The sequence below is a fragment of the Endozoicomonas atrinae genome, assembly GCF_001647025.1.
In the GTDB taxonomy this organism is placed as follows: Bacteria; Pseudomonadota; Gammaproteobacteria; order Pseudomonadales; family Endozoicomonadaceae; genus Endozoicomonas; species Endozoicomonas atrinae.
This window is the reverse complement of the sequence record NZ_LUKQ02000077.1, coordinates 1-25,028: the sequence shown is the minus strand read 5'-3', so window position 1 is coordinate 25,028 and position 25,028 is coordinate 1. Positions and strand designations below refer to the sequence as shown.

20 protein-coding genes are annotated in these 25,028 nt (G+C 46.4%); 7 read left to right on the top strand and 13 right to left on the bottom strand.

Annotated features, from left to right (window positions below; translation table 11 throughout):
* Nucleotides 1-84: 84 nt before the first annotated feature.
* From AK963_RS12705 to AK963_RS36615, 3 genes are all read right to left on the bottom strand, one after another.
* A complete protein-coding gene (locus tag AK963_RS12705) occupies nucleotides 85-843 on the bottom strand; it encodes a cell envelope integrity protein TolA (protein ID WP_066015830.1) in 759 nt (252 codons plus the stop codon).
* A 190-nt stretch (nucleotides 844-1,033) separates the two neighbouring features.
* Nucleotides 1,034-1,252, bottom strand: coding sequence for a hypothetical protein (locus AK963_RS12700; RefSeq protein ID WP_066015829.1), 219 nt, complete (start codon nucleotides 1,250-1,252; stop codon nucleotides 1,034-1,036).
* Nucleotides 1,242-1,376, bottom strand: coding sequence for a hypothetical protein (locus tag AK963_RS36615; protein WP_274520516.1), 135 nt, complete (start codon nucleotides 1,374-1,376; stop codon nucleotides 1,242-1,244). The genes AK963_RS12700 and AK963_RS36615 overlap by 11 nt, the downstream gene beginning before the upstream one ends.
* Before the next feature lie 212 nt (nucleotides 1,377-1,588).
* On the opposite strand from AK963_RS36615, the gene dptF reads away from it, so the two are divergent.
* The 5 genes from dptF (at nucleotide 1,589) to AK963_RS12675 (ending at nucleotide 12,132) form a co-directional block, all read left to right on the top strand.
* A complete protein-coding gene (gene dptF, locus AK963_RS12695) occupies nucleotides 1,589-3,181 on the top strand; it encodes a DNA phosphorothioation-dependent restriction protein DptF (protein ID WP_066015828.1) in 1,593 nt (530 codons plus the stop codon).
* Entirely contained in the window at nucleotides 3,178-4,530 is a 1,353-nt protein-coding gene (gene dptG, locus AK963_RS12690) for a DNA phosphorothioation-dependent restriction protein DptG (RefSeq protein ID WP_066015827.1), read from the top strand. The genes dptF and dptG overlap by 4 nt, the downstream gene beginning before the upstream one ends.
* On the top strand, nucleotides 4,511-9,625 hold the full coding sequence (gene dptH, locus AK963_RS12685) for a DNA phosphorothioation-dependent restriction protein DptH (protein WP_066015826.1): 5,115 nt from the start codon (nucleotides 4,511-4,513) through the stop codon (nucleotides 9,623-9,625). The genes dptG and dptH overlap by 20 nt, the downstream gene beginning before the upstream one ends.
* Nucleotides 9,625-10,068: a phosphorothioated DNA-binding restriction endonuclease family protein gene (locus AK963_RS12680; RefSeq protein ID WP_066015825.1), complete on the top strand. Its 444-nt coding sequence runs from the start codon at nucleotides 9,625-9,627 to the stop codon at nucleotides 10,066-10,068. Before dptH ends, AK963_RS12680 begins: the two co-directional genes overlap by 1 nt.
* 297 nt (nucleotides 10,069-10,365) lie before the next feature.
* Nucleotides 10,366-12,132 (top strand): ATP-binding protein, encoded by a 1,767-nt coding sequence (locus tag AK963_RS12675; RefSeq protein ID WP_066015824.1) that lies wholly within the window; start codon nucleotides 10,366-10,368, stop codon nucleotides 12,130-12,132.
* A gap of 40 nt (nucleotides 12,133-12,172) precedes the next feature.
* On the opposite strand, the gene AK963_RS12670 is transcribed toward AK963_RS12675, so the two are convergent.
* The 4 genes from AK963_RS12670 to dndB are packed head-to-tail and all read right to left on the bottom strand — an operon-like array spanning nucleotide 12,173 to nucleotide 17,160.
* Nucleotides 12,173-12,523: a DndE family protein gene (locus AK963_RS12670; protein WP_066015823.1), complete on the bottom strand. Its 351-nt coding sequence runs from the start codon at nucleotides 12,521-12,523 to the stop codon at nucleotides 12,173-12,175.
* Nucleotides 12,513-14,540 (bottom strand): DNA sulfur modification protein DndD, encoded by a 2,028-nt coding sequence (gene dndD, locus AK963_RS12665; protein ID WP_066015822.1) that lies wholly within the window; start codon nucleotides 14,538-14,540, stop codon nucleotides 12,513-12,515. The genes AK963_RS12670 and dndD overlap by 11 nt, the downstream gene beginning before the upstream one ends.
* On the bottom strand, nucleotides 14,537-16,066 hold the full coding sequence (gene dndC, locus AK963_RS12660; protein ID WP_066015821.1) for a DNA phosphorothioation system sulfurtransferase DndC: 1,530 nt from the start codon (nucleotides 16,064-16,066) through the stop codon (nucleotides 14,537-14,539). The genes dndD and dndC overlap by 4 nt, the downstream gene beginning before the upstream one ends.
* Nucleotides 16,063-17,160 carry a DNA sulfur modification protein DndB gene (gene dndB, locus AK963_RS12655; RefSeq protein WP_066015820.1) on the bottom strand — a complete coding sequence of 366 codons (1,098 nt, stop codon included), beginning with the start codon at nucleotides 17,158-17,160 and terminating at the stop codon, nucleotides 16,063-16,065. The genes dndC and dndB overlap by 4 nt, the downstream gene beginning before the upstream one ends.
* An 87-nt stretch (nucleotides 17,161-17,247) precedes the next feature.
* Here dndB and tusA point away from each other — a divergent pair, with 87 nt between their 5' ends.
* Together tusA and AK963_RS12645 are read left to right on the top strand one after the other, a co-directional pair.
* A complete protein-coding gene (tusA, locus tag AK963_RS12650) occupies nucleotides 17,248-17,511 on the top strand; it encodes a sulfurtransferase TusA (protein ID WP_066015819.1) in 264 nt (87 codons plus the stop codon).
* 204 nt (nucleotides 17,512-17,715) lie between these two features.
* Nucleotides 17,716-20,487 (top strand): hypothetical protein, encoded by a 2,772-nt coding sequence (locus tag AK963_RS12645; protein WP_066015818.1) that lies wholly within the window; start codon nucleotides 17,716-17,718, stop codon nucleotides 20,485-20,487.
* Between the two features lie 17 nt (nucleotides 20,488-20,504).
* On the opposite strand, the gene AK963_RS12640 is transcribed toward AK963_RS12645, so the two are convergent.
* The 6 genes from AK963_RS12640 to AK963_RS12615 form a co-directional block, all read right to left on the bottom strand.
* Nucleotides 20,505-20,843, bottom strand: a complete 339-nt coding sequence (locus AK963_RS12640) for a hypothetical protein (protein WP_139117385.1) — start codon at nucleotides 20,841-20,843, stop codon at nucleotides 20,505-20,507.
* Nucleotides 20,840-21,091 (bottom strand): type II toxin-antitoxin system Phd/YefM family antitoxin, encoded by a 252-nt coding sequence (locus AK963_RS12635; RefSeq protein ID WP_066015816.1) that lies wholly within the window; start codon nucleotides 21,089-21,091, stop codon nucleotides 20,840-20,842. Before AK963_RS12635 ends, AK963_RS12640 begins: the two co-directional genes overlap by 4 nt.
* A 127-nt stretch (nucleotides 21,092-21,218) precedes the next feature.
* On the bottom strand, nucleotides 21,219-23,279 hold the full coding sequence (locus tag AK963_RS12630; protein ID WP_066015815.1) for a DNA phosphorothioation-associated putative methyltransferase: 2,061 nt from the start codon (nucleotides 23,277-23,279) through the stop codon (nucleotides 21,219-21,221).
* 9 nt (nucleotides 23,280-23,288) lie between these two features.
* Complete coding sequence (locus AK963_RS12625; RefSeq protein ID WP_066015814.1) at nucleotides 23,289-23,861, bottom strand: hypothetical protein; 573 nt, start codon at nucleotides 23,859-23,861, stop codon at nucleotides 23,289-23,291.
* Nucleotides 23,862-23,979: 118 nt separating this feature from the next.
* Nucleotides 23,980-24,336 (bottom strand): hypothetical protein, encoded by a 357-nt coding sequence (locus AK963_RS12620; RefSeq protein ID WP_139117384.1) that lies wholly within the window; start codon nucleotides 24,334-24,336, stop codon nucleotides 23,980-23,982.
* A 12-nt stretch (nucleotides 24,337-24,348) separates the two neighbouring features.
* On the bottom strand, nucleotides 24,349-24,738 hold the full coding sequence (locus AK963_RS12615; protein WP_066015812.1) for a hypothetical protein: 390 nt from the start codon (nucleotides 24,736-24,738) through the stop codon (nucleotides 24,349-24,351).
* Between the last annotated feature and the right edge of the window lie 290 nt (nucleotides 24,739-25,028).

Genomic DNA, 25,028 nt, shown 5'->3' with positions numbered 1-25,028 from the left:
ACCATTCGCACCGGAGTTAAACAGCTCAGAAAGGCTATGGGAGTGGATGCGGGAGCATGACTTATCAAACAAAGCATTTTCAGGTTATGAAAATATTGTAGATTGTTGCTGTGAAGCTTGGAATAACCTTTGCAGCGAAGCTGGTCGACTGTTCAGTCTGTGCTCCCGTGATTGGGCAGTTATACAGTAGTTAGAAAATTCAATTGGTATTACATCAGAATCAGAAAAATAAGCTATATCACTGTTATCCCCCCTGCGGAATCGAACATTAGGGGCTTTCTCCGCTTTTCTGGCCTGCATTCCCTGCAAGGGCATTTTACTAAACAAGCTCCAAACCACAAACTTCAACCGGCTTTCAGGGAAGGTCATCACCATCTTATCCCCTACAGCCTTAAAGTTAGTGCCAGCCTTGGCCATTAGCCCGTTATCCATCACGATACTGTGATCATCAAAACCGGCCTGATTCGGCGGAAAATCAACGGATAATTGCCAATAGCCAATGCTTTGCCTTTCTAACCGGATTTTTCCATTATCTGCGGTTATGGCCTGTTTATTATCAAGTGCGTGAGTAACGGCTTCTTCCTGGCTGGTAAAGGTAATCTCGGCAGTTGTAGTCTCGGTAGTCGTCGCCTGTCCTGTAGTGCCTGTCCCGGCTTTCGATTCAGCCTGCTGCTTTTTCTGTTCCTCGGCAAGCTTATGTTTTGCCAGTGCTTCATCGGCCCGTTGTCGGGCTTCTTTCATGGCCTGATCGGTAAGTTCAAATTGCTGCTCTTTGGCCAGTGCCATGGCCTTTTTAGCCTGCGCTTTCTCCTGGCTCGGCTTGCTATACAGTATCATTTCCATCAACCGGTTAGCCCGGTTCTGTTTGGCGCTAAATTCCAGTTTCTTGGCTGATCCTTACGCCTGTTTTTTCTGTACCTCAAAATCAACGGCCATTTGTCGGAATAGCTCATACTCCGGTTGCCATTTTGCAGCGGGGTTTTCCACCTCTTCTGTTGACAGTTCCGCCATCAGTTCCCGGTTGCGTTCCTGCTTATCCTGATAATCCTCTTCGTGCGGCCATGGGGGTTCTGGCCAGTGTTTCATTTTCTTCAATCAGGGGAGGTAAACTGGCTAACCGTTGCATAGCAAGGGCACTTTTCCGTTCAACCATGGAACGGGAAATATTGACGGTTTTCCGATGCTGCCCCTTACCATCGGTAAAATCCACCACAAATACCGTTTCAAACCGTACCCTGTTGTCAGTAGCCAAGCTTCAGCAGCAGAGCTTCCAGCTCATCAGTACGACCGTGGATGTCTCCAATGATGTCGTACATTTGTTTGTTGCTAAAAAGAGTAGGTGGCGAAACTGCAAAACTATCCAGATTCAGATTCATTCGTCAAGCGGCTCAGTGTAGACCCTACCGTCGTATAATGGTTACAATCATTTGCTTTAAAAATCTCTCTGAGCTACTGAAAAAGATGCTTTCCATTAGTTTTAAAAGACTGTGGTCAAATTTCACTGGCGGTAGCGTGCTTTTTCGAAACAGTCTTGTCACCGGCGACCCGACTTGTATTAATCCGACACTTCCAACTCAGTACCTGAATAATGAACCTCCGAACACTGCTGGATACTTTGTCCCGGTCTTCGGCCCAGGCCGTGAGTACATTAGGTAACTCAAGCGGCAATCCGGTCAAAGACTATCTCTATATTAAAACGGCGATAGAGAGCTCGTTTCAGTCTGCCATTGAGCAGGCAACATCCCCTGAAAAAATCATCTTTCTTTGTGGCTCCAGTGGTGACGGCAAGTCAGAAATTCTGACCCGCTACTATAAGCAATACTCCTCGACGTTAAACTTCCACCTTGATGCTACCCACAGTTTCCAGCCGGATATGACGGCTATGGAGACACTGGATCAGGTTTTTGTTGATCATAAGCATAGCGATAAACCGTTGGTGGTGGGCATCAACATTGGCATGTTGGGTAACTATGCTGAGGAAGGCGCGGAAGAGCATGGGGCAATCATCCGTTCTATCAGGGCATTTCTTGATGATAAACATGATGAAATCTCATCAGAGCATGTCTTTCTGAACTTTGAAGATTTTCCTAAATTTGAGCCGGAAAATGATCAGATTGTTGCGCCGTTTATACAGGATCTGCTGACTAAAATAACCCAGCCAACCCATGCTAATCCTTTCTATGCAGCCTGGCAGCGTGAAGTGGCAACCATGTCAGGTACTTTGTACGCCAACTATCGTTTATTGCAGTACCCGGAAATACAGCAGGTTATTATTCGTACGTTGCTGAAGGTGCGGCTGAAGTACGAACAGTTTTTAACCGCACGAACCTTGCTGGATTTTGTACACCAGCTGCTAACCGGGCCGGGTCATCTGTTTGACAATCTGTTTACCAGCAAAGCTACAGAGCTGGCGAAGGCCCTGGCGCACTTTGATCCTTATACTATCCGGTCAAAGGATATTGATCTGTTCCTGATTCAGAAGTCACTGAATATTACCAATCCTGAGTTTAACGCTTTTCAGGAAGGGGTTAGTGATCTTGTTATTTGGGAGGAGATGAGCACCGGTTCCTGGGTTCGCTTTTTCTATCTGATTCAGGATCTGGATCTGTCGAATAACTACCACCATCGCTTCGTAGATGATTTCAGAAGCCAGCTGTATGAACAGTACATAAAAGTATGGTTGCTGCATCAACAATACACTGGCGCAAGTGCTGAGAAGAAGGCCCTGCGAGAGTTTTATCGTAAGGGAATCCTGGAGGCGCTGTTCCGCTTTGCAAACCGTTTCGCACCTGAACTGACCAGCAGGAATCAATTGTTTCTGGCTGAATACAATGGCTATCAGCTATCAACCCGGGCAGACATAAAAGAGAGTTTGAAGCGTATTGGCGACTACAAGCCTAAGCGCCTGGGTTACTTTGAAGCGTTGTTGAAGCTGGATGATGATGACCTGCCACCAGTTCCGGTCAGCTCCAACTTTCTGGATCTTATCCTGAAAATTAACAGTGGCTATCGGCCTAACAAGCACGACAAAAACAATATTGTCATCCTTGAAGAACTGATAGACGACATTACCCGCAGAGTAAGAGGCACCGATAAGCTGCATATTCATAAGAATGATCAGCATTGGGTGTTAATCAATGATCAGGATGAAGAAGAGATTATCGTGGAGGGCGGAGAATGAGCTTAATCAGCAGGCTGATTGCCCTTGGTCAAGTTGAAAAAATCACTGACAATACTCTGAATAATTACCTTCCTATTCGAAGCAAGAATAACGCAATTGCATATAGCTCCGTTTCAGGCAATGTTCTGGGGATGTTGATTGGCAGGGAGCTTGACCCTAAACGCTATAGCTTTAACGAGTTTAAAGAGGAATGCCTTGATGAGCTGGGCGGTCTTTTAACCGATGAAGCTATGCTGGATCATATCGAACAGATGTATTTCAGGAATGATGCGCTGAACAGTGCGTCACCAGAGTTTCTGCTTTTAGGGTGTCTGGGTAGCGAAACTGCGGCCAGTAAAAACCTTAGCAGGATATTTCGGAGTTTTCTTGCCCAGGCAGGCCGACACAGTGAACTGAAAAGTAAGGCCAATTTTATTGAGCAAATTTTCATCAATGTGTTGCAGAACTACCTGACAAAACCGGGTGGTAAAGATGTCAGCAAAGAGAAAATAGAGCACCCCTATCTTCCTTTTATGACCGAAGCCTTTGTTAAGGACATACACTTCCTGAGCAGTAAAACGGAGTATCTGCTCAGCCACTTCGAAGACTTTCTGCAGCTGTACAATTTTTTATACTGCTCCCAGCTTGCCCTGAATATTCGTAACTGGGCTAATGGTGTACCAAAGAGTCAGCCTCTCTATTTTATTCTTGATACCGAAAAAGCGAACACAGAAAGAAGCATGATACAAAACTATGGTTATAGTGTGCTATATCGTTCTTTTGGTGTTGTATTTCCAATACTTTCGATGCTGGATAATTTCAATAAACAGGGGGATGGTAATGTGTTCCCCCTCTGGTCTTATGGCGAAGCTCTTAATGCTGAGCAGTATGATGCTGATGAAGTATCAGCCATTCTTGAAGAGTATGCTGAAAAATTCCGGAGAAAAAGACAAATTAAGCAGCGGCTGGCAGAAGACGATAGTCCCATCAGTCAGATGCGCCTATTGATAGCATACTCGTTAGATCAATTTGAAAAATCCAGAAGCTTGGTCACATTGTCTAAACATAAAATTCGGGACGATTATCAAAAGCAGTTCGAGGAACATATTGCCAAACACTTTATGCAGGTTCGGGGCCGCTCTGGCCGAGTGTTGGTGATGAACCAGGATTATCTGCTACTACTGACCAATATTGCCATTGGTGCAAAGCGGCAGCTCCGCTTTCAGGAGCTGCTGAAAGAGTTCCGCGCCCGTGGCGTTTACTTCGATAAACAGTCTGAACAAGTTCTGATTGCCTTTTTTGAACGGGTCGGTAACGTCGACCGTATGAGTGATAGTGGAGACGCCGTTTATGTCCGTAGCACGATTTGAGCACTTTCTGTTTCAGCGATTGAGCAGTTGGTTGCAAGACCGTATCAGTGCAGGCTCTCGCTACCAGTTTCAGTCTCCGGATGTTGACAATACCAGACGACTGTTTAATGAGCTGAAAGCTAATGTAACCGGCTCTATCACGTTCAAAGGTACCCCCTTACCCTACATTGAAATGGGTGGTGTCCGGGTAATTTGTGTGGCCCATGCAGAGAACAGGGAGCAACTGCAAGACGGTTTTAATGAGAACTATATTTCCACACTCCGTGACGAAGTGGCGGGTCAAAGTGGTGACTTTACCGGATGCGCTTTGCTGATTATCCACAGCAGTCTGCTGGATACCCTGATTAATAGCGCAGATAACCTGGCATCAGAAGATATGCCATGGTCCGCAGAGTGTATCAAGAATGACCTTGAAGCATTGATCAGTGATCAGCCCAGGCCCAGCAAAGTGCTTCTGTGCCTGCTGCGATGGCAGACAGAAATTCTTGAAGAAGACGGTGGTAGTATGTTTGGCTTCGAGCAATTGTTCGGCGCCATGACCACCGGCGATGAGCCTGATCTGACCACCATGGGGTTGCTGCCTGATGCTGGTATTGCTGAAATGTCCAGCGAAAAACAGATTGAAAAGCGGCTAAAAGAAAACCGTAAACTTCATGATGAAATCGATACTGTCGTTCACCATTTCCCGGAAGAGCTGGAAGAGCGGCTGTCTGATTTTGGTGAAAAGTTCATCAAGGAACAGTTTAAGGGGGATGACTCCGAAAGCTGGAAGCAGACAGACGTACAAGTCTTCTGGGATGAAGCGGATGTTCAAAGGCAGCAGGGATTAGACTTTGCGTCCTTGGCTTCAGAGGCCTGTGAGCTGATCGGACCTCGCAATAAAAAAGAGACGGCAGCAGGCAAGCGAGAGAAACACCTGATTCTGCTTGCCGGGCCGGAAGCCAACTATTTTGACCTCAAGCTGACCTTCCATGGCAAAGACCTGGAGAAAGGTCAGGTAGTCATCAGTAACAACAAACAACTGAAGGATATTCAGAGTGATATTCTCAAGCTGACTGGCTCCAGCAAACGCCATGTCAGCATGATGGCACCATTTACCGGCAAACCGACCTATCTGACCCTGAAAACCAATCGCCCCAGAACCAAAGAGTGTTTCACTTTTCATATTCTGGTGGTGCGCAAAGGTGATTTCTATCTGCCCGCCTTTGAGAACACATTCCTGGTTAACCCGGGCAAAGAGTGCCTGACCCTTCAGACCGAGGATATGAGTTTATTGGTAAACGAAAGTCAGCCAGACACCTTCTATCTGTCTGATAATGAGGGGGAGGCGGATCTCAGTATTTACGGTACCGTTAATTATCAGAAGCTCTATGAAGAGTCCGATGAGGTTAACTTCAGCATCCGCAGCGGGCAGCACCGGCTTGCTTTTACCATCGAAGGGGCGGTGAATCAGGAATCGCTGAAGTTGCCCTTACTGATGGATGAAGGGCGCTTTAACCTGCTCTTTAATGATAACTACTATGGTCAGTTTATTGAGGCCAAATCGCTTGTTGTTATTGATAACAAGGAAGCCAAAATTATTGGTCGTCGACTGACACTATTGCAGCGAGAAGAACTCTTCCTGCAGCTGGACCAGGTTACCCAGGGAGGACAGGGCAAGCACGCCTCAGGGCTGGAATATACGGCACCTGAAATTTACCGGTCCTGGCGTGATCTGACGCAATATCTGAAAAGCAGAAAAACGCTGTTATCGCTGGCTTCCTGGGGGCCAACGCTGACAGAGCTGGTCAGAAACTATGTTAATGCGTGCCTGGATTATCTCAGGGCGATTCCGCTGGGTCGTAATATCAGCGACACCGACCGGATGATTCTGAAGATTGGTGTGGCGGTGTTTGATGGCAAGGAGTACTTCACTCCTTTTCACCCTCTGGTGCTTTGCTACTACCTGAGCCTGGTGGACGCCATCCAGGCCGATAAAGCCCATCGCTCTTTTAAAAACTTGCCAGCGGTGACCCGTGACCGACTGAACCCGAAAGGGTTATTGCCGTATATCTTCTCAGAATCCAGCAGTTTCAGTTATACCCAGGTGGTCAGTGAAAATTCTTTCTGGCTGGAAGTTGTTCCCCAGCAGGAAACCAGTCACAGCTATGTGAGCAAACTGGTGAAAGAGAAAGCTGAAGAGTTTATTAAAACCTTCAGTGAGCTTTTCCGCCAGGTAGATGATGCGCCGCTGATCATTAACTCGGTCAACAATAGCGATAACCGGGAAATCTTCCTGGGCCTGCTCAGCTATTTCCAGACCGGGTTGCTGAACAGCAGGCACATACACGTCAATCTTTATGATGATGCCCTGTGTGAAACGGAGTTTGATCGCTTTGCAGAAATGGGGGCCTACGATCAAATCAAGCAGGAATACCGCCTGGATAAAGGCAAGGTACGCGAGAAGGTAGACACCATAATCGACTTGCTAAGAAGTCGACTGTCGTTTTCAAAATTCACCCATGATGAGAAAAAAAGCCAGAGCTACGCCCACCTCAGCTTTTTCAAAAACAACCAGAAAATCCAGCGGGTCAGTAGCAATATTGATGAGCATATTTCCGGTGTGGCGGCGGATGGTTTGCTTAATGGTGAGTCGTCAGTCAGTGAGCACGGCAGTTACCTGACGGCATTTGGCCTGAACAAAATCAACACGGCAGATAAGCCGCAACTTGAAATGGCGCGACTTTATGGACGACTGCTGCAGCCATGCAAGGTGCTTAATGAACAGTACCATGAGCGTTCGTCCATTGGCCTGGCAGTTAGTGATGAGTTCAAAACCCTGTTGGAGCGCTCTTACGACAGCTCTATCTGGACCACCATTGTTGACCCCAAGGTAACGCTGGAGTTTTTTCAGAATGAAAAGAACCTGGTGCTGATCCATTACTCTGACCAATACACCAACTCTGCCGGTTACGATGCCATTACCGTGACCCGACAGACCGATCTTTATAAACAGATGCTCAGCCAGCAGGGCGATGAGCTGATCGGTGAGTTTAACGCCTTCAATGGTGAATGGTTGCTGAAAATGGTCACCGACCGGCCAACGGAGCAAAAAGCCAAGCTGGGTATTATTGCTGCCTGGAAGCTGATCAGCTCAATGATTTCCGGTTCTGATATCACCTGGGTGCCGATCTCGGTGGCAGAAATGGTGCGAGTCTCTGGCAATATCGGTCTGAAAATGGATAAAGGGGATTTTGCCCGTTATCACAAGAGTGGCAAATTCTCCGGCAATATGTCCGACGATATTCTGTTCGCGGGCTTTAAAGATGGTCAGCTTTATTTATTGCCCGTAGAAGTGAAGACCGGTGCCCACAGTAGTGCCTCCCTGGATAAAGCCCAGGAGCAGTGCGAAGCCCTGCAACGTTACTTGGTGGAAGGCTTATTCGGGCCGGAAACGCTGGAAGGCAAAATCTACCGCAGCCTGTTTATCCGACAGGTGTTGATGCAGATTGAGAAGTATCAGCTCTATAGCGTATTTGAGAAAAACTACTTTGATGAGTTGCTGGCAGCCAGGGAGCAATGGCTCAGTGGTGACTATAAGCTGGGAAGTTTGCAGGGTTATCCGGAAGGGATGGTGGTGGCTCACCTCGAAGGTGAGGGCATCTATCAAACCAGTGCTGAGCTGCGAGATAACATCCTGCAGCTGATAGTGCCCATGGGCTATCTGGATATGCTGGTGGGCACGCCACTGGCGCAGCTGCAGCCAAAACTGATTCAGGAAAATAAACTGGGGATTAATCAGCAGTGGTTTCTGGGTGCTGGCCTGACGGCGGTCACCTATGAGCCAGAAGCTGAAGAACCTGAGGTTGATGATGAGGATGAAGTGGCTACCTTTGAACGACCACCACAGCCTCCTGTGATTGCAGAAGAAGTTCCACTGGTACCGGAAATTTTACCACCGCCGGAGCCCGTGGTCGTACAAAATGAAGCTTTGAAGGTTCAGTTTGGCAGCGACAGTATGACCGGGCAGCCGGTCTTTTGGGAGCCTACCAATACCGAGAAGGTCTTCAACCCGAATACCGCCATTATCGGTACCATGGGAACGGGGAAAACCCAGTTCACCAAGAGCCTGATTACCCAGCTGATGCGCAATCAGGACAATAACGTCAATGGTAAACCGCTGGGCATTTTGATTCTGGATTACAAGGCGGACTACATCAAAGAGGATTTTATTCAGGCCACCAATGCCAAAACCTACGATCTGGAAAACCTGCCGTTTAATCCCTTAGCCCTGTTTGGTACCAAGCCACGTTTGCCGGTTCATACCGCCAGCCTGTTCCGCTCAACCCTGGCTACAGCGTTTGGCCTGGGTGCAAAACAGCAGAACAAGATTCGCAATGTGGTAATGGAAGCCTATGAGCGTTCCGGTATCGACCCGAATAACAAGGATACCTGGACAAAACCGGCACCGACCATTCAACAAGTGTGGGATGTGTTTGAAGAAGATGAAAAGGTGGAGCAGGATAAGCTCTATGCCGTAATGGATGAGCTGATCAGCTTCCAGATCTTTGATCCGGACCCGGCTCACTCTCAGTCACTTTACGATATGGTGGATGGCGTAACGGTCATTAACCTTTCCGGCTATGACCCGAATATCCAGAACCTGGTGGCCGGTATTATTCTGGATATTTTCTATAACCAGATGCACCAGCAGGGCAGCTCGAAGATAGACGGCAAATATCGTCAGCTCACTAAGATTGTGCTGGTGGATGAGGCCGATAACTTTATGCGCCAGGACTTCACCAGCCTGCGTATGCTGATGAAAGAGGGCCGGGAGTTTGGTGTGGGTACAATCCTCTCTACCCAGGAGATGGACCACTTCAGAACCAGTGATAATGACTTCTCCAGTTATATCAACAGCTGGGTTATCCATAAGGTGGCCAAGCTGAAGAAGCAGGATATTCAGACCATTTTTAATACCCAGGGTAAGTCTGATGAAGAGCGTGTGATGAGTCAGATTTTGCAGCTGGAGAAGCATTATTCGCTGTATATTGGTGGCTCGGAGAAGGCTCGGAAGATTAAGGATTTGGCGTTTTGGGAGATTAAAGAGAAGTAATGGAGCTGAATCTTAACGTATGGAAACGTGGCAGCCAGCGAGCGGTGCATAAGCCGCTCTTGCTGTTGTATGTGCTGTCACAATATCAGAAAGGGCATGAGCGGTTTTTTACTTATGCAGAAATCGATAAGCCATTGAAAGAACTTCTTGTTGAGTTTGGCCCTTCAAATGCACAAAATACTTCGGTTCCGTTTTGGCGGCTTCAGAATGATAGTTTTTGGGAACTGAAGAATTATGAACAGGTAGTGCCCAACAGTAGCGGTGATGCTAAGAAGTCTGAGCTTCTTGAGTATAATGTTGCTGGTGGTTTTGTAGAGAGTGTATACAATGCCTTGGTTCAGGATAGGGCTCAGGTAGCTCATGTTGTTTGTACTTTGTTGGATGAATTCTTTCCAGAAGCTCGCCATGGGGCAATTATTAATAAATTAGATGTTACTGAGTAAAAGTTAATGCAGAATTTGCATTATAAAAAGTTGATTTAATTGGAGTTGCTAAAAAAGTTTGATATGGGTTTTGACAAAGCTGCCTTTTGGGTCAATATTTTGATTCGTAGTCCAGACGGTCTCATGACACCGATTAGGGTCGTGAGTACGAGAAGATAGGCTATATGGAATTTGCTTTGTCATTCTACTATTTTAATGACCTCTCTGCTCCCCCACTTCTTGATATATACATTTTGTATATGTGTCTTGTTGGTTGTCTTTGGACTCACTTAATTATAATTTGTGAGGATCATAAAGATGAATCAAGAAGAAATGACTATAGATGGAATTGAAAATCTGATAAGCCGATCAGGGTTTCATCCGCTATTTAAACCACAAAATGTTATGGAGTCTCTTCGGAGTGCAGAGTTTGATATAAATTCTGCGATTGGAGAGTTCTTTGATAATAGTGTTGAGTCTGGCGCAGAAAATATTCATCTCTGTTATTCAACAACCAAAAAGAAATTTCCAAAATCAAGTAAAGCTGTTGAGGTAATTGATGAAGTTGCAGTTATTGATGATGGTTGTGGAATGCCTCCAGAAATTCTATCAAGATCATTGGTGCTTGGTGACTCTGTTCGATTAGAGAAAGGGGGTAGAAAAATCGGCAGGTTTGGTGTCGGTCTACTCATGGGGGCTATTTCATTAGGTCGCAGTATTGCGATTTACTCTAGAAATAGTGTCGATCAAAATTTCTCATGTGTATCTTTAGATTTAGATAGTCTGAGAGAAAATGGTGGAATTGTCTTAGACAAGCCAGAGGAATTTATACCAGAATCAGGTGACAAATATTTTAGCTTGTTGGAAGGGTCCACAGGGACAATTGTTTTAATAAAGAATTGTGATAGGTTGCAGTTTGATCCAATTGAAAAAGAAAAAGGACTTACTGCGTCTAGTCAGATAAAAAGTCTTCCAAACTTTATCGGTAGAACATATAGGAAGTTCATTCAGGGAGGAATCAAGTTTTGGGTTGATAATCAAGAAGTCGAACTCCATGATCCTTTGTATGTCATGGGGCCAACTTATTGGGATAAAAAAGGAGGCAAACCTGACTCAAAGGCCTCTATTATTGGGGAGCCTATACGAATAACACTTCCTGTTCCAGGTAATCCCGGAGAAACTGCTGATGTTGTCATAACATTTTCGCTGTTGCCAAAAGAATGGAGAACAGAAAAAGGAGCTGGCGGAAAGTCTTTCGCAAAAGAAAGAAAGATTAATGAGAATGAAGGAATTAGCGTTATGCGGGCTGATCGTGAGGTTTTGTATGGTCCTATTCCATTTATTGTTGGTAGAAAAGGTCAGGCTCGTTTCCTTGATATAGATCGCTGGTGGGGATGTGAAATATCCTTTCCTCCTGAATTAGATGAATATTTTCATGTTCGTTTTATAAAAAGAGGGGCAGAACCTGTTGCCTCTTTACGCGATAAAATTAGAAATGAAATATGGCAAGTAGTAAAGAGTTTTCGAGATCAGATTCAGGCTGATTTTGATTCAGAAGATAGTGAAGGTGAATCCAAGAAAAAAAGTACTTTCCGGTTTGCTGAGACTACTATGGAAGAGGCTTCTAAAACTCAGCCAATTGCTCCTGGCGGTAAAGAAAAAACTGTAGAAGAGATCGAGCATGAAACACGTCAAATTATAGAGAGGTCAACAGAGGAATTTGTCGATGAGGAGGCTAGAAAAGAAAGGGAGAAAGAATTAAAGACTAACCCTTTCAGCGTAGTTGAAGTCGATTATCCAGCAAATATTCTCTACAACGTGATACACCGACCTGGGCACTTAATACTCGAGTTAAATAGGAATCATGTTTTTTATAAGAGGGTATTTGCTCCGTTATGCTCAGATATTGAGAGTTCAGCTATAGCAAAGTCCGCAAAGCAAGCAATTCTTCTACTGCTAATAAGCCATGCTAAAGCGGAAACCTTTTTTCCTGATGAAGACCAAACTCAGCTTATTATGCAATTGAATGGAAACTGGAGTTCTACCCTTAGTGGCGCTATACAGAAATCAATGGAATATTTATAAGTTGAGAAGGATTAATTGCTGAGCTGAACAGGTGGGTGGCTCAGGCCACCTTACCTTTACACTTCATGAAAAGATCACTCAGATTATTCACTCCAGAAAACAACCCCAGCCCATCATCCACTAACTGAACTACAGCTTTGGTAATATCAATATCCTGAGACTGTTGTCGTATCAACATGGCATAGGCATCAGCCTGCTCACCCAGGAGAGTGTTTGTATTAAACTCCTGCCCATCCTGTTTTGATGAGACTTGCTTCTTTAGAGAGTTCGATTCCAAGGCATGAGCGATGGCCAAACGAGCCAGAATATTTGGGGTAAGCCCTGTCCGCCCCTTCATCATCGCCAGCATATCAGTTGCTTTCTTGGATATACGAATTCGATTAGGCAACATCCGGGGTAAACTCCTTTACAGTTTCATCTTCCAGCTTTTGGCCAAAGTAGCGCTGCCGCTTCAGGAATTCAGATCGCCCTTCATCAGAGATATAGTCCACCTCGTAAACATGGGAAATATGAGGGGACAGGGTGTTAAAGTACTCCTTATCAATCTCAGTGTCCGTAGACAAAATTACCACCTGATGGCTTGCTGTTGGGAAGTAGCTTTCTACCAGCTTGCTGCGGTGCTTACTGTCGAGGCGGCCTAATGGTGTGTCGATAATTACGGGCAGTTTACGGCCAGAGGTGCGGGCCAGTGCTTCCAACATGGCGATCGCAAAGATCTGCTTCTCACCGGCAGACAGTTGTTGCTTATTGATCTCATCACCATTTTTGTTCAACAAACGAACATCAAAGGTTTTTGGGTTGATCGTTGCTTTAATACTGATGTCATCTTTACGGGCCAGTTTTTTGAAGGAGCGTACAAACTCTGCTTCCAGCTGTTTGACCTTATTAATCGTTGCTTTGTCGGCAAACTCATTTAGCAGCTCACGGGAACGTTTTGCCAGTTCATAAGCGCGGTTGCTTGAGAAATTAGCGCTAAACTCCGATTCCTTTTTCTGCATCTGGCGCATGATATCCATCGCCGTTCTCAGTGATTTCTTTGCTTCTTCTTTGGCCAGCGTTGCTACGCCAACCATCTCAGACCGCTTCTGGTTAAACGCTCTGATCTGTTCCAGCTCATCTTTCAGGAAAGCTTCGTCCGGTGCTCGCTCAAGGTTTTTGCTGGCATTGTCCAGCTCGGTCTGGATATCAGCCAGGCTTTGCCCTAGCTCCAGCATTTGCTTTCTGGCGTTGGGGAGTACTTCACGTATCAGGTGTGCAGTTCTTGCAAATTGTTTGTCAGAACAGTCATGAATCACTTCAACGGTATTTGCAGCTTCAAATACATCGGCAAAGGCTTCTGTCACAGCCTGCTCAACGAGCTGTTTGTTGTGCAGCGTTTTTTCCAGGGCCTTTTTCAGGGCAATGATTTTTTTGTCCAGTGTGACTTTTAGCAACAGCTGCTTTTTGTAGTCCTGCTCGCTTTCAAGCTGTTGAAGGAGTTCTTCCACCTTGTTCATGGCAATGACTAATGGGAATTCGCCAGCCAAGCAGTCCCGTAATTGACCCTCGAGCATTTTCTTCTCAGCCAATAGCTGGTCAATGCGCCCCTGCTCTTCTGTGCGAGACCTAGCCCACTCTCCCCCTTTGCTAGAGATATAGGACTCAGACTTTTTTATCTCATCATCGATCAGCGCAATCTGACGTATGGCTTCGCTTTGCTTGTCCAGTGCTTCTTTGTAGCTGGCATAGGCAATATCGTACTCTTCTTTCAGTGTCGAAATGATGTGCTGATGCTCTTCTGGCATCGCCGCCGTGTTCTTCTCCCGAAGGTAAATTGCCAGGTCATCCCGCATACGGTTGATAACATCCAGCCCTAACAGCTTTCTGATGGCTGCTCCCAATGCCTTGCCGGTATTGTCTTCTGCCAGCTCGGCAATTTTTTCCCCATCAAAGAAGAAAAGATCAGAAACACCGATAGGTACCAACTCATTCAGAAATCCCTGGCATTGTTCGTAGCTCAGTTCTTCGAGTGGTTTTTCGTCTTTTTCGATCTTAAGGGTTTCTTTAACCTTGCCATTAACCGTCCATGCACGCTTAACGGTGTACCGTGACACTTCACCACGGGTTGCATAGCTGAAGCTCAGGTGAATATAAGCGGCATTGGCCTGTACCAGAGAGTTTCTGCTTTTGTGCACAGATTCCTTCAGGTATTCCTCATACTCCTTATTGGAAACATTGTGGCCAAGGCTATGGCGGCCATAAAGTGCCAAACGGATTGCGGTCAGCGTGGTTGTCTTACCAGCGCCGTTCAAACCACCAAAGAGAATAATGGGGCGTTTACGTCCGTGTCGGATTTCTGGTGCCAATTTAACAGTCTCAACACCACTGATGACCCGGAAGTCACAAATTTCCAGCTCTTCCAGTATCATGCAAGTTCCTCATATTTCTCACGCAACTCTTTCATCTCTTTTTCATAACTGTCGAGCTGTTCAACACTTTTGATCCGGTATTCATGGCTGGAGTCGGCATCCCAGTCCTGTTCGAGCAGGGTCTCCATTTTTCGGAGCAGACCTCGGCGTACACTGAGTCCTTCCATGGAAAGTTCCAGCTCAATCAGCTTCATGATCAGTTCTGCCGGGACCTCATAATCTGTTTCAAGCTCTTTCAATAAATCTGCGTCTGGCTTGGTGAAAGCGCCCGCATCATTTTCCACCCAGTCAAGGTCTTCGCCATACACTTCTTTATAGATTCCAGGCAGTCTGTCAGTCCAATCCGGATCCAGTGGATCATGCAGCCATTCTTTACGGATAGCATGCAACTCCGGCCGAGTAATGAGCTCTATATCTTGCCCTTCAGCCCGCAGATCCCTTTCTATGGATAAGAGTTCTTTCAACCATGCCTGACGAACGCTCATTTTATAAGGACCAAAAGCTCTTTTGATATCCCGGGTGCCATCATCATTAACAGAGCGGCTGCGAACATAACTGATGCGGCCATCACGTCGGCGGGTGTTACGGAGTTCCGATTTATTTTCCGGTTTGGTGCTATCCCAGAGTTTTTGGCGGAATTTTAAGAGTGGTTCCATCCAGGTAGCACCATTTTCAATCAAACCTTCAATGGCTTTATCTTTGGTGACGACGGTACAAGTCCAGCAGCCAAAGCGTGAATTTCCACAGGATGGCGTGCTTTTATCGATCACCAGAGGACACTCACCGGCATTAGAACCTTTGTATAGGTTGAATAATTCACGGTTAGTGCCACCCCAGGGGGCATAGGTGGCCAAGAGGTACATCCAGACTTCATCGTGAGTCCAGCTTTCGATAGGCATGTACGTGAAAGCACCGGGCAGAGAGGTGTGGCGGGCAAGTATGCTGCCATCAATCTTGTGCTTGGCAATCACCTGGGCACGGGAAGAACTTTCCTGGCTTCTGGACCCAAGGATCACAATCACTTCACCAAAGCGGGCAACCTTATCCATGATGAACTCACTGACCGGATCGATTTTCATCCGCTCAGTACACCAACGGAAAGAGGTGGTTGGTGCCGGGTAGCCTTTACCTAACAGATTTACCCAAAATGTTTCGTTGGTTTTCGGGAAAACCTGATGGGCCGTGAGTGGTAAGTGGTGTTCCTGGGCACCTTTATTTACCGCATCAATAACGTGCTTGATCTGATCGACCACAACCGGAGTTTCTACCAGCGTGTCAGACGAAACCACATAAACATGTTTGTGCAGCTCTTCCGTTTTCAGGTTCAGCAGTGCGGTATAGACCAGAGACAAGATGGTTGTGGAATCTTTACCGCCAGAGAAACCAATCACCCAGGGTTTGTCATCGTGTTGGTACAGTTGCTGGATCTCGAAAACCAGGTCTTTGAGTGGTCTACCGGCATAGAGGGTATCAATGTCTGCCAGCATCTCATCAATGCCGGGGTATAAAAGGGTTTCATCTGTCATTGCAAAAATGTCTCTTCAAGAGACTGGTCTTCCGGGTTAAGCCGAACACCTAGAGCCTTCCGTATCACATTGGCAGTTAATGTGACATTGGTACGGGCTTTACTCAGCCGACCATGCAGAAGGGCGCGCCCCTCCCATAGTTCTGTATTTGATCGAGACCAATCAATGTTTTTCAAGTTGACCAACCTGCTCTTCCAATCATCTTTGTATTGGGTAAGCAGGTCCGCTCCAGCGCAACCTAAGGCGTGAAGAGTAACGCCGTGCGCATGTACAAAATGGCTCCTTAGCTCTGCTGAGGAAACCTTTCTCTCTTCAGTGTCTTTCCAGTCTGGCATTGCCTCTGTAACCGCTTGCCAGTACTCTGTGGCTAACTGCATCTCCTCTCGGGAAATTGTATCTTTTGGCCCTTTGCGCAGAAGGCTGCGACTGGCCAGTTTAACACTGCTAAGGGCAAATAACTTGATGCTTCTGTTTGAGATGCTTGATTTTTCCATCTCGGTCAGCTTCTTAAAGCATGATACGTTGGCTACGATATATCTTGCCATAGCTGAGCCGGGATCCCGAAGATCGTAGAGTGTGCTTAGCGAATCACTGGGCCTTACTGCATGTTTGTTGAGATCTGCAAACATCTGCTGACTTCGCTGAAGACCATCGTCACTGAAAAACAGAACGGGAATATTATCATGTCCCAGTTCGCTATTCTGGTTGATTGCCTCTTCGATAGCGGCCCTGCGATGCTGTCCGTCATTGATAAGGATCTGGGCATCCATCGGTACAGAGAGAAGGCCAAGGTTTACCGCGACTCCTGTATCTGCCAATGGTTCAAAATGTACCTGATTATTTATTGAAGCTGTGATTGCTGATAGTGTGTAATCCTCCCGATTCTCAAGCAGGTAAGTGGCAATCTCCGGTATGCGTGAGCGGTTCAGTATGCGCTGGGCACGCAGCTCCGGTGGTACTTCTTCTTCATCAAAAATGAATATTTTTGGAATTAAACGCAATGGGCACATAGCTATGTAGCAAGGCCTGCCGGATTGTATACCTCGGACTGCCGGGAAAGTATGGCTGAATTCACTTAGACGTTTGCCACTCATCACTGTACCTGTTTGTAAAAAAGCAGTGTAGAGGAAGAGAAAATAGTGCAAGAATTACGTACATGCGAAGATGGGAAGTGATAAATTATGTTCCAGGTAGATCAGCCAGAAATATATGAGGTTACTCATCACCTTGATGCTACTGGGCTCGTATGCCCTGAACCGGTGATGTTGTTACACAATATAATTCGTAAAATGTCGGGTGGTGATGTGCTCGAAATGATAGCCACAGACCCATCCACCCAAAGAGATATCCCGAAGTTCTGTACTTTTTTGAATCATGATTTGTTACAGAGCAAAGATGAAGGTGGACGATTTGTATACCATCTGAGAAAGGGGGTGCCAGGTTAACTCCTGGGTGTGGGGTTTCTATAGTTACATGCGGTCAACACTACTAAGAACGTAGAAAAATATTCCATACAATAAGAAAATATTGGATAGCTGACTTGAGTTAATGGTCTTGTGGGGAGGTGTTTTCTCATGGGGGTTATCTGTATTAGTCGTATCTTCCTGAGCTTTTATGCCTTGGGTGAATGAAGTGCAAAAGTAAAATTCATGGATCTCAACACGCAGTATCAACAATCAATAAAACCTGAAAAAGAATATTCCGCTTTTTTCCTGGAAACTTCACAGCCCGGGTGGGGCTCCATTCTGGAAGAACATCACAGCAGACAAATGCCGTTCATTATGGATGCTGAAGGTTTTATGTTGTTTGCCTCTGACAAGGCAAAATCGATCTATGATGGCTTGGCTGATTCAGTCAAGGAAGGTGTTCGTCATCATCCTGATGTTTTGAGACTTCATGCGCCGCAAGTTCAATCACAAGCCGAATCTGGCAAGATTCTGGACGATGAATGTTCGCCTGATGTTGCGTCATCTACTGTTTATTCACTTTCTGATTTGAGCGATCAGGAGCTGATTAGAGATCACTTTCAAGACAATTTTGATGGAGAAGAACTACAGGAAGTTTTAGAGGAGCTGAAGCATCGCACATCTTCTGTAGCGAGAATATTTGAGCTAAGAGTGCGCGAGCGGTTAAACGCCCTGGCCGCAGATGATCAGGCGGCAGCTTCTTCCGACTTGGGATCAGAGTTGGTAAAACCTGAACCTGTCGTTGAAATTTCCACCAGTGCGGATTCGCCTGAACACGCTGTTCGACCTTTAGAGGGGGTGAGTGATCATGGTTTGTCTCGATATTTCAATAAGGATGTTAATAATCGAGAGAACCTGGAGCTACTACTGACAGAGCTTGGTTACCGTTCCTCGGCTATAGCTAAATGGCTATCGTCCCGGGTAGAAGAACAGCTGAAATTGTTGGTTGTTGACCAGACAGGTATCACTGAGCCTGTGGTTGAAAAGGCTGAGCCAGAGCCAAGCGAGCATCGTCCGTTCAAAGACAAAAAATTTGATGAATTGGAAGCTTTATACTGGCGAGCGGTTGATCGTGTCGAAACCATGGAGCAGCTTTTTGAAGAGCTAGAGTACCGGTTCAAGCTCGGAACCGGAAATATTAACTTGCGTAATCGTGTTCTGGTTCGTTTGAGAGCCCTCAAAAATAATGAGTCGATAGATGTTGCTATAGCTTCAGCGGTTGAAGCTGCTGTGCCACCCTCTGAAGCCATTGAGGCGTTTAATATTGAACATCAGGTAGGCCGTCCATTAAGTGGACAGACTATTCAGGAATTAGAAACGCTGTATTGGCAGTCAAGTAATACTAGAGAGGCTATGACGCAGCTTTATGAAGAGCTGCAACATCGATCTTCTGCCACAAGTATCCGTTTGCGAGATCGAGTGCGAGGACGCTTGAATGCTCTGCAAAAAGAAGAAGAGGATGTCGTAGAGCTCCTTGCAGTACAAACAGTACATACAGGAGGGGCTCATCGTTCTCAACCAGAGGTGGCTGATGCAGAGCCGAAAAGTTATCGACCCTTTATGGGTAAAAATATTCAAGATTTAGAAGCGTTATATTGGCAGGCTTATAGTAATAGGGAAACGTTGGAACAGCTTTATGAAGAGCTGAATCATAGATCTACCACCAAGGCAATTCGTTTACACGACAGGGTTCGCGGCCGTTTGCGTGTACTGAAAAATGAAGAGTCGGTGGATATTGTTCAGGATGGTTCCGAGCCGGAGGTGAAGGAGAAGCGGCCAGCAGTCCGACCTTATGTTGGTAAAACAACAGCACAGTTAAAAATACTGCATCTTCGCAGTGATTCGGGTGTGACGGTTCAGCAGGATATTTTAGCCGAGCTGCAATTCTTCACGACACCGGAAGCGATAAGACTGAGGGAGCAGGTTCAACATAAGCTGGATGAACTTCAGGGCAACTCAAAAACTGAACCTTCAGATGAAAAGGCTGATTTAGAAGAAAACAACGGTATCAGTGTAGTCGCCCCTGTAGAGCTTGTTGATGAGAGCCCGGTTGTCGCTTCTGTTTCTGATGATTATGGCAGAGCAGAGCAGCAAAAGAAGATTGATGCTGCCAGGCTGTTTACTTATAAAAAACGTCTTCTGGAAGGTCGTGAACCAACAGCGGATCAGCTGGCTGTATTCAATAGACTGGATGAAGAGGAGCAAGCCGATTTTCTTGCCAACGTGGAATTGGAAAAACAGCAACCCGCCCAACCGGTGGCTATAGATGCAGTTTCCAGTACTGAAGAGGTTGAAGAGGCGTCAGAGTATTCAGCACCCAAGCCAACCATGGTTGATCTGCTCACAAAACGGGCCAATGTATTTGAGCTGGCCAAAAAAGTTCAAGAGCAGGCTTCAGCCCTGAAATCCTCTTTTTCTTCTGTCTCCCGAAGCGATGAGAGTAAACCGAATGACCGTGGTCATTCATTAGGTGACGATTATATTGCCGAGGATGCGTTTGAGGATTATCCGCCCCCGGTTTTGGAAGAACCTGCCAGGCCCATTGAGCTGGTGGCTGACTTAACCCGGCCTTATGCCAGGGTTCAGGCAATGATTCAGAAAGAATTGGACAGGCAGGATTTCCAGATTCTGCTGAAGCTGAGCGTACAGGATCGCAGGCTCAATGATGTTGGTAATGAGCTGGGACTGAGTCGTCGGGATGTAAGGCGTCGTGTTACAGAGCTGGTAGAGCGAATTGGCGAACAATATGCGGAGCCCTTGAAAGCCTTTGCGGAACCCATGGATGCGCTGCTGGATGAAGAGGGCGATGAAGTACTGCTGGAACAAGCCGCTGAGAAGCTGGGTTTGACCCTGGCCCGTATGAAATTCCTGGTGATGGTTGCCGGCACTCATTTTCGGCAGCCTTGTAGAATCCATCAGGATAGGGCCTATCGTCCAACCCGTTTGCTGGATTGACTGTTGTTAATAATTGATCATCGCCGGAAAACAAACTGTTCCAACAACCGACTGGTCTTTTGAAACTGGCTCATAAAGATAAAGGTCACGATGACGGCTTTCGAGTCATCAACTCGGTAGAGAATCCTGTAGCCATCTTTATGGTATTCGTGAAACTGCAGGCCAAAATAACGTTCGAGGTCGTAATTGACGGGGCATGATTTTGGGTTCTCAGTTACTTGCGTTTCAAATGCCGCCTGGATTTCAGCCAGTTTGTCGATATGGCCTGGCAGGTTTTCAGGATGTCTGGATGCATTGTGTTCTATCACCAGCTCCATAGAGAGCTGATAGGACTCAAGGTAGATAACCCGCATCATTTATTATCCAGATACTTTGCCCTGATATTGTTCAGCACCTGGTCACCCGACAGTGTTTTGCCCTCTGCCTCGTCTTTAGCGCCAAAAGATAATAGCTTCAGCAACGCGGTGGCTTCTTGCCTGCGCTCTCTATCCTCAAAGGATTCAATGACATAGACTGGCTTGCCATTTTGTGTCACGACGATCGGTTCTTCCAGGTCCAGATTAGCCGCATTCTTTTTTACGAAGCTGATCGGTTCAATTCTCATCACTCTGCCTCCTGTTTATGGCCTAAATATAGTCCATATATAGATCTTTTGCTATCGGGCTGTGGCTGGTCACTCTTGTCGGCTTTTACGGTTTTGATCATCGGCATTGTTCTGGTCGTGCTGTGCATTATGAGGGTGCGATGGCGCTCTGTGCTTTGAAGAATCGGTAACCTTTAATCGTGAGTCCGTGATTTATACGAAGCAGGGCTGTCAGATTCTCTAGTGAAGGGCCATGCCCTTCAGCCAGCTCAGGAATGTTCAAGCCGGAAAGGCGTTTATCGAATGACTGCTGCTTGTCATAATCGGGGAAACTGGCATCGATCAGCCGGGACTTCCAGTAGAGTGGTTGGGGATCGTAGTCGCCATAACCGTAGTCAAAAAAATCGACAGTGCGCTGGCGCAGATTGATTTTGACCCGTTCACGAAGCATGGGAATGGGCTGGGTTGCAAAGCCCTCGTAGGTCATCAGGGTCAGTTTGCCGGAACGGATATGAATTTTGACCAGGTCTACGCCATCGGTTTCTGAAAAGAGCTGTGTGGCACAACCGGCATAGATTCTTAACGGGGGCGGCAGGTCATTAATAAAACGACTATGGATGATCAGTGAGTGGCTGCTGTTAAGGATGCTGGCCGGTAACTGCTGATGGGCCAGTTCGCACATCTGGTCAATAAGGTTGGGTTCTGCCAGAGAGAACAGCAGCTCACGAGCCTCTGCAACTGCAGTTTTGTAATCGCCAAAGAAGGCTTTGATGTCTCTTTTCAGCGGGTCTGGCATGTGTTTGTAAATACGTTTTTTATTGAATTGCTGCAGGGCGAAATAGACCAGTAAGTCTTCCGTTCTTTCTTTTGCCGCCTGATCCAATGCCTGAATATCTGCCTCACCCTTTAACAGGTTAAAGGCCTGTTTTGGGGAGCCTATTTGTTCTGCCAGCAGCTTGCTTTCTTCAAACTCGTCGGCATTGGGTAACCGGCCCAGTTCGAGGCAGCGTTGCCAGAAATTCTCCAATAGCTGACGGTTTTCTTCTAATAGCCGTTTTTTGTTGGAGGTGGGTCTGCTCTTATGAACCAGCTGTTTCCATTGTGGTCTTCGGCGTTGCTTATTGGCCAGGTAGAGCTGTTCTTCATCTTTGTCTTTGAAAATATAAAAGATCCCCGGTGCTACCGGGATGGGTTCTTCATCGAGAATCTGTTCGATAAAAATCTGGAGTTCGGTCTGGCTGAAGTATTTTTGAAACGTATTTCTGCTGGTGAGTACACCGTCTTTAAAGGGCTTGAATTTGCGGATGTGCTGTTCGCTGGCAATCATGGCGGATACCACCAGTAATTTGCCGGTCAGGCGCCAGGCTCCGAGTACTGCATCAACCCTTTCTTCCAGGTCTTCGATTACATTAATGACATAGCCAAGGTTGACCAGGTCCCCTTCTGTTTTTTCACACTCGGGTCGCCAGTTTGGATCCCAGCCATTGGCGGTGATGCCATGGGCCTGTAATTCCGACAGGTCATCGCCATGGCCGCAGCCATAGTCAAACACGGTGTATTGCCCCTTCAGGTAGCCATTATTGGCCAGTGTTTTCATGGGGCTTGAAAGGCTGTCCCGGCTCAGTGCGGTTTTGTGGCGGTCGACCTTGTGTTTTGCTTGTGGTTCGGCTAAGCCGATGGCAGCTCTTCGGAATAGACGACCATCCAGTAGTTCGTAGCCTTTGTCTTTGATCAGGGTTTCCCAGCTGTTGCGGAACCCAATGATGCGAGTGTTTTCATACAGCCCTGCCGCTTCGCCTTCCCGGGTAATCTCACAAAAGTCGGCGTGGTTAGGGTCTGAGGGGAGGATCATGTGTTCTTTGCGATGGAGGATTGGCGGGTTGGTGGAGCTGGTAAAGTCAGTGGGTTTTATTTTCTCGCTGGCGAAGTCTAACCCATAACTGAAGTTCAGTGATGGATAGGCTTCGTCGTAGAAATCCGGATAGTAGAGCAGGGTGACTTTGAAACAGTCTTTATGGAGGCGAACGATATTCCAGTGCTGTTCCGGTATGCCTGAGTTTGTGGCTTGCTGGTGAATCCATGAGAAAAAATCCGGTGCGGTTTCACTCAGCGCCGAACGGTGGAGATAGAGTGCTTTAGGCAGTTTTTTGCCAAGCTCTTTATGCCTAGAAAGTTGTGCAACCGCTTCATACCATTCTTGTTCATTCATGGCTTTTATTTATAGCTGAAATTGTTCAAGAAAACGCTCAGGGGTGAGGTTTCTGGGAATGTAGCCCTGTCCGTTGGTTTTGGGTGTCATTATGCTGATGGCTGCATTTTGAGAGCCTCTGTTATAGCTAACGTGAATGGGCTTGTTGTGTCCATAAAAATAGAGCCGGTCAAAGGGGAGCTGTTTCACGATCCTGATAGCTACCTCCAGTGATGAGGTGCACGGCACCCGAAAATCACAGGCGGCTCCTCCCCGGGAACAGATGATGTCTCCCTTCCTGTTTGTTTCAAAGCAGCTGTGCTGATCCAGGGTAGGGTAGATAGAGGGAAGCACGCCCTGTTCTTTGGCCAGTTTTTTTCTTGCTGTCGCCAATGGGGGGGAGCAAAAGCCGTAGGTGATTTCGAGGTTGCCAAACTGCTCATAAACCGGATCGAGAATATGAGTCGCTAAATCGGCAAGGGCCTGCCAGCTCTCGTCAGCCAGTGGCAGGTTATCAATAGATGATGATTGCCAGGTTTCACCGCACTCAATCAGTTGCCGGTAGGTGAAGTGCTTGCTGCAAAGTTGGTCCAGCTGTGGCATGGTGAAACCTGCTGTTGGTTTTGATCAGAATAATCAAAGTGCAGCAGGTTTCCAATTGCCTCGTACTGTTGAGTGATTTCCTGTTAAGGCTTAGGGGCACATTTGGCTCCTTGATTATTTAGAGAGCTAAGCTTTGGTTGACCCAAGAGCCCGCGTGGATGATATCCCAACCATCATTGCCTGCATCTGTAGCGGGTGAATACTCTTTGTCAGAGAGCAAGTTAACAAGTGCAAGATACTCTATTTCTTCTTCCACAAAAGGATCATCACCACCAGGTTCATAACGCTCATCATCTATATTAATTCTTTCTTCAGAGGACCAGCATAAGATAACTTCTCCATCTTTGAGCTGAACTGCATTCCATATTTCTTCATGCTCTTCAGTGCTGAGAAAGTAAATTCCTGTCAGTTTGAGATCTATTCGTTGTCCAATAAAAGGCATTTGATATTCCTTGCTGTTTTTAATGGTTAGCATTCAGAAAACTGATTATGCGTCAGCCAGGGCAGATAATACATTGAGTAAAGTTTTCTCATCTCTCACCAGTGCCTTGAATTTTGCCTGGTGCGCATTACCTGAAAATACCCGACCAAGTGCTGTTGATTTATTGTCACGGGAAATATCAACGACCGATTCTATCCCTTCAATAGCGGGCGGTTTTCTATCAAATCGAATCGTGAGTTTCGTTTTTGTTTTGGGATCAAAGGCAAACTCAGCCCGTGCACCGTGGATTAGTTTGTAGGACCAGAACTTGTCTGTGTTGTCCTTTTTGTGGAGTGCAACCAGATCTGTATTTCGGTTGAGAATTTCAATGGCATCCACTCCGGAGATGGATAAATTTTTATCCGTTGCTTTTTTACTGGTAATTGAGCTTGGCATTATTTTGTCTTCCTGTCTGATGGTTTCATTTTTTAGATGGGTAGAGTGCTCATTATCAGTAATCTGGTCAGTTTGATGATGACTGCTGTTATGATTCGAGGGCTTGCGTTTATTGCGCTTTTCTATCGATAAATGGATTGACCAGGGGCCAATATGAAACGTTTGTCATCACCGGCGTAAAAAGTCCTCAAAACACCAGTCCAAAATGACCTGTCGTTAAGTATAGCTTTTTGGGGTGGTCTGCAAGTCTGATAGTTCCAGAAAGTTAAATATTTTACTAAGCTGACTCT

What these genes read in the sequence shown, in the direction of transcription:
- AK963_RS12645 (WP_066015818.1), top strand. Translation starts at nt 17,716, where the DNA reads ATGGATCTCAACACGCAGTATCAACAATCAATAAAACCTGAAAAAGAA.
- AK963_RS36615 (WP_274520516.1), bottom strand. Translation starts at nt 1,376, where the DNA reads ATGAATCTGAATCTGGATAGTTTTGCAGTTTCGCCACCTACTCTTTTT.
- AK963_RS12615 (WP_066015812.1), bottom strand. Translation starts at nt 24,738, where the DNA reads ATGCCAAGCTCAATTACCAGTAAAAAAGCAACGGATAAAAATTTATCC.
- AK963_RS12630 (WP_066015815.1), bottom strand. Translation starts at nt 23,279, where the DNA reads ATGAATGAACAAGAATGGTATGAAGCGGTTGCACAACTTTCTAGGCAT.
- AK963_RS12680 (WP_066015825.1), top strand. Translation starts at nt 9,625, where the DNA reads ATGGAGCTGAATCTTAACGTATGGAAACGTGGCAGCCAGCGAGCGGTG.
- AK963_RS12705 (WP_066015830.1), bottom strand. Translation starts at nt 843, where the DNA reads ATGGAAATGATACTGTATAGCAAGCCGAGCCAGGAGAAAGCGCAGGCT.
- AK963_RS12620 (WP_139117384.1), bottom strand. Translation starts at nt 24,336, where the DNA reads ATGCTAACCATTAAAAACAGCAAGGAATATCAAATGCCTTTTATTGGA.
- dndC (WP_066015821.1), bottom strand. Translation starts at nt 16,066, where the DNA reads ATGACAGATGAAACCCTTTTATACCCCGGCATTGATGAGATGCTGGCA.
- dndD (WP_066015822.1), bottom strand. Translation starts at nt 14,540, where the DNA reads ATGATACTGGAAGAGCTGGAAATTTGTGACTTCCGGGTCATCAGTGGT.
- dndB (WP_066015820.1), bottom strand. Translation starts at nt 17,160, where the DNA reads ATGAGTGGCAAACGTCTAAGTGAATTCAGCCATACTTTCCCGGCAGTC.
- AK963_RS12670 (WP_066015823.1), bottom strand. Translation starts at nt 12,523, where the DNA reads ATGTTGCCTAATCGAATTCGTATATCCAAGAAAGCAACTGATATGCTG.
- dptH (WP_066015826.1), top strand. Translation starts at nt 4,511, where the DNA reads ATGTCCGTAGCACGATTTGAGCACTTTCTGTTTCAGCGATTGAGCAGT.
- AK963_RS12640 (WP_139117385.1), bottom strand. Translation starts at nt 20,843, where the DNA reads ATGATGCGGGTTATCTACCTTGAGTCCTATCAGCTCTCTATGGAGCTG.
- dptF (WP_066015828.1), top strand. Translation starts at nt 1,589, where the DNA reads ATGAACCTCCGAACACTGCTGGATACTTTGTCCCGGTCTTCGGCCCAG.
- tusA (WP_066015819.1), top strand. Translation starts at nt 17,248, where the DNA reads ATGTTCCAGGTAGATCAGCCAGAAATATATGAGGTTACTCATCACCTT.
- AK963_RS12635 (WP_066015816.1), bottom strand. Translation starts at nt 21,091, where the DNA reads ATGAGAATTGAACCGATCAGCTTCGTAAAAAAGAATGCGGCTAATCTG.
- AK963_RS12625 (WP_066015814.1), bottom strand. Translation starts at nt 23,861, where the DNA reads ATGCCACAGCTGGACCAACTTTGCAGCAAGCACTTCACCTACCGGCAA.
- dptG (WP_066015827.1), top strand. Translation starts at nt 3,178, where the DNA reads ATGAGCTTAATCAGCAGGCTGATTGCCCTTGGTCAAGTTGAAAAAATC.
- AK963_RS12675 (WP_066015824.1), top strand. Translation starts at nt 10,366, where the DNA reads ATGAATCAAGAAGAAATGACTATAGATGGAATTGAAAATCTGATAAGC.